2 protein-coding genes are annotated in these 3,229 nt (G+C 60.5%); both read right to left on the bottom strand.

Going from position 1 to position 3,229, the window contains the following annotated elements; genetic code table 11:
* Positions 1–2,410, bottom strand: a 2,410-nt coding sequence (locus tag AC5590_RS21110) for a cytochrome c biogenesis ResB family protein (RefSeq protein ID WP_211178807.1), incomplete at its 3' end; no start/stop codon positions are given.
* 152 nt (positions 2,411–2,562) lie between these two features.
* A partial coding sequence (locus tag AC5590_RS21105) for a hypothetical protein (RefSeq protein WP_211178806.1) occupies positions 2,563–3,229 on the bottom strand: 667 nt, incomplete at its 5' end.

Here is a 3,229-nt window from a genome sequence, read left to right as displayed (position 1 = left end):
GGTTGAGGAATGTGCTGCTCACCAGGTTCCGTGTCCATCCCGAAGCGAACGTGTCCCATTGTCCGCCTTTTTCTTCCGGCGGAATCACCAGCGGCGGATGCCGTTGTCGCAGCGCCTGCTGCCGCTGCACCGCAGCCATCAGGTCTTCCCGGGCACTCTCCTGTCGGATGTTCGGTGGCTGGAACGATTGCAGCAGCAGGTCGAGAATCCCGATCTTCTTTTCGAGTTCCAGAATCTTCGCCTGGTACACGCTGACGTTCGCCTTGTCCTGCTTGTGCGCCAGTTCGGCCTGCTCCGTCAGCTTTTCGAGCTTGGGCAGAAACTCTTCCGGCGCATAACGGAACCGTTCCCGCCATTCGAGACCGAGCAACTGCTGCACTTCGGGATTCTCGATGCGGAACACCTTGTGTTTGAAGGACGCTTCCGGCTTCGCCATCACATCGAGCAGCCATCGGATCGCCGGGAGCGATTTATCGTTGTGATCGTTGAACGTCTGCTTGCCCGAAGAGATCACCAATAGACTGCTCCGCGCGACGGTATCCAGCGGCTTGGTCCGACCATCGGCGACGACGGGGAGCGAACCGAAGGCGTTGAGATCGAACTCGCCGTCTTTCACCTTGGACGAGGAGGCGCGGCTGAACGTCATCAGCACGCCTACGGCACAGATCGCGAAGGTTGCGACGCCACAGATCAATGTGCCGCGACCGCCGACGAAGTGCATCGTGGGTGCATCGGCCCGGCTCAGGAAGCGGGTCAGTGTGATCAGGAAGTGAGCCAGCATCCCGATGGCGACGATCATGCACGACACATACGGGATCATCCACCCGGTGTTGGTGACCACCTGCAGCGTGGTCCCTTCGATCTGCGTCATCGGATCGCGATGGTAACCGCTCTGGTAGAACGTCTCTCCGGCGAACCGCAGCGGGTTGTTCATCCAGATGTGGACGTTCCGGTCCACGTTGCGGGATTCATCCACCAGGCGGACATCGGATGAGTAATTCTTCGCGGTGTCGGTGCCGATGTAATCGTCCTTGCGGACATCGGTGAGCTGGAACTTGTACGGCTTGTAGGTCCGTTTGAACCGCAGCGCGACATCATACGTTTTGTCGCCGACGGTGATCGTTTCATTCTCGTTCTGAGCCGAGAAAATGAGGCCGAGCAGATAGGTGCCTAACTCCGTTCCCGATTTGTCACGAAAGGCCACATAGGCCGCGGAGAGATCGACCTTGCTGTCCTGGTCGGTTCCGCTGCCGGGGCGGACTTTCTCGGCGAAGTATTCGAGGCCGTGGCCTTTCGTCGCCAGATTTTTGTCGTCCTTGCGCAACTTCCGCAGCGCGGAGTTCTGCTGGAATTCCTTGATGTCGATCTCGAACGGCAATCGTTCATCACGGATCGCCGTCTTGTTCTGCACGGCCCGTTCGATGACGTTCTTCGGAATGACAGTGACGTGATCGGCTTTCGGATCGGACCGATCGATAACGGCGAGTTCAATCGTGCGGATGTCCTGCACGAAGTTGACCGTTTCGCCTTCCTGCATCTGCAACTGGCCTTCGATCGCGGTGAGGCCGACGAGGAGTTCGCCGAACATCATCAGGCCGATGCCCGCATGCAGCAGCACCACCCCGGCTCGTTTCTTGAAGACCAGCGAACAGCCGACGAGCAGCAGCAGCCCCACGCCACCACCCTGCGTCAGTTGCCAGAGAATCCGCATGGCCGAATCGCTGAGCCGTTCGCCACGGAAAAGCATGCCGATGAGGTACAGCGTTCCCGCACCGAGCACCACCAGCAGACCGTTGCCGATCAATGCCAGTTGGGCGCGGTTGAACGGGCTGCGCACCCAGTAGGCAATCAAGCCGCCATACCCGACGATGGCCGCCGCCGCGAGACACCACCACAGCACGTCATACGTTAACCACGGCTGCGCCTGCAGACCTTCGGGATTGTTCGCCGTGGTGACCACCAGCGTGGTGAGGACGATCCCCGCGAGAATCACCAGCAGCCCGGAGATGAGCGGCCAACCTTTCGCCTGCACTTTGAACCGAATCAGGTGAGCCGCGAGAAGATTGACCGCCATTAACGTGCCGATGAGTTGCCCGCCGGGGAACCAGAATTTGTACGGAATCACGGGCATCGGCGCCGAACTGAACGCCTTCCAGAACGACGGCGGCAGAAAGATCTTGAAGTCAATTGCGGCGATCGGCGTCCGGAAGTATTCGTCGATCACCTGCCAGATGTCTTTCTCCACCTGCGCGAGCGTCCCCGCGAGGATGATGAAGATCGACATCGCCAGCAGGGCGACGGTGAATTTGAGTGATGCCAGCGGTGCCAGCACGGCATTGAGCAGCGGCCCGACGCCCGAACCGTCACGCAGATACTGGTTGGTGTCTTCGTTCAAAGTCGTGGTCGACATGGAAACGTCTCTTGTTACTCGTTCCCACGCTCCGCGTGGGAATGCCTGGCCGCGACGCTCCGCGTCGCCTGAAACCGATCGACACACTCAAGCGACGCAGAGCGTCGCGACCGTCCGTTCCCACGCGGAGCATGGGAACGAGTTGCGGCTCATCACGGCAGCTGCACGCTCTTCACGAACGTTTCAAACGCCGCCTTTTCCTGCAGGGCGAGCGCCGTCGGGGCCTGCAGTTTGATGAACCACGTCTTGTCACCTTTGTCCACAATCACGCCGAGGATCGACTGCCCTTTTTCCGACTCCGCGGGGGAAACCAGTTCCACGTAATCACCTTGGATCGAACCGACGTCGATGGGCTTCAACGCCGGTTTGATGCTGTCGGCGTCGAACGATGGCAAACCGATCTGGCCGCACCAGCGGTTCACATTGGCGAGCCGATCTCCGGCCGCGCGGGCGAGATCGATAATGGTCACTTCGCCCTTGAGATCGCCTTGCTCGATCGACAGCGCGGCTTTCCGCATGCCGCCGACCTGGCCACGCTTCCAGTGATCCGGCGCGGTGAGTTTCAGATCGCTTTCGCTTGCCGGGCCCGGTGCCGAAGGTGTGGCAAACGGACGCTCCATGCCGCCGCGTCCACCGGCGAACTGGCCACCCATTCCGCCACCCGGTTTGCCTTTGCCTTCGAGGTTCACGAAGACCGCGGTGTGATTGTCGGGCAACGTCACCGTTTCGGTGTCGGTCGACAACTGAGCCGCTTTCATCGGCGGCAGCGACAACTGCCCGCGCCAGCGGTTGAGATTCGCGAGCACCCCTTCCTGCTGG

The organism is Brasilonema octagenarum UFV-OR1, from assembly GCF_963888615.1.
GTDB classification, from domain to species: Bacteria; Cyanobacteriota; Cyanobacteriia; order Cyanobacteriales; family Nostocaceae; genus Brasilonema; species Brasilonema sennae.
The sequence above is the reverse complement of the archived record's forward strand: the minus strand, read 5'-3'. Positions and strand labels throughout refer to the sequence as shown.